This is a genomic window from Microcoleus sp. F10-B2 (assembly GCF_036704965.1).
Taxonomy (GTDB): domain Bacteria; phylum Cyanobacteriota; class Cyanobacteriia; order Cyanobacteriales; family Microcoleaceae; genus Microcoleus.
Window position 1 is genome coordinate 42,497 of the sequence record NZ_JAUBTB010000009.1, and the last position, 992, is coordinate 43,488.

1 protein-coding gene is annotated in these 992 nt (G+C 48.1%); it reads left to right on the forward strand.

Annotation, left to right across the window (positions count from 1 at the left end; translation table 11 throughout):
* Window positions 1–992, forward strand: a 992-nt coding sequence (locus QUA99_RS05570) for an Ig-like domain-containing protein (protein WP_333460309.1), incomplete at both ends; no start/stop codon positions are given.

Sequence of the window (992 nt, forward strand, 5' to 3'; positions counted from 1 at the left end):
ATTGCTGCCGGTGCAATTAAAGACTTAGCTGGTAACAATTATGCCGGCACTACAGGGGCAACTGCTTGGAATTTCACTACTGCTGCCGCACCGGATACTACAGCCCCTACCGTCACCCTAGCAACGACGGCTGCGGCGACAGTCAACGCTGGCTTCAACGTCAGCGCTACTTTTAGCGAAACTGTCAACGGGTTTGACACCAGCGATATCAACGTCACCAACGGGAGTGTCAGCGGCTTTACCAGCACTGGCAGCAACTACAACTTCAACGTCACACCAAAAGCAAGCGGTGCGGTAACAGTCAACGTCCCTGTCGGTGCAGCCACTGATGCTGCGGGTAACAACAATACCGCTGCTACAGCTTTAACCCGCACTTTCTCGGCTACCTTTTCTGTTTGGAGCGAAATAGATACTTACCTAAAAAATAATGGTATTAACGTATCCGATCCAGTCAAGGAAGCCTTGCAACAAGTGGTCAATACTATTAAGCCATTAACATTTGAGATTCAGGGTAGTAAAATTACAGCTATCTACAATGCAACTGGATCTCTCAATAATGTGCTGAAAGCCCTTGGAGTTCCTGTCGCCAACGGGAGTGTCATATTAGATGGCGACATCGCCGCTCCCACCTTAACAATTGATACCAGCCAGTCCTCTCCTGCTTATGAATTGTCCGGCAAGATCAGTGGCCAAGCTGTAACCTTTGGGTATCAAAAAGGTCAAGCTGTTACCGCTAAATATACAGGGGATGTGTCTCTAGCTGACCTGCTCAAAACTCTGGGAGTTACCGACACCTCAGGCAGTGCGATCTTAACCGGCTCTATCACCGCTCCCAGCTTAAAAATTGATACCAGTAAGTCCCCTTCTGCTTATGAGTTCACCGGTAACATCAGCGGTCAAACTGTCACCTTTGGATATCAAAAAGGTCAAGCTGTTACCGCTAAATATACAGGGGATGTGTCTCTAGCTGACCTGCTCAAAAAAGTTGGAGT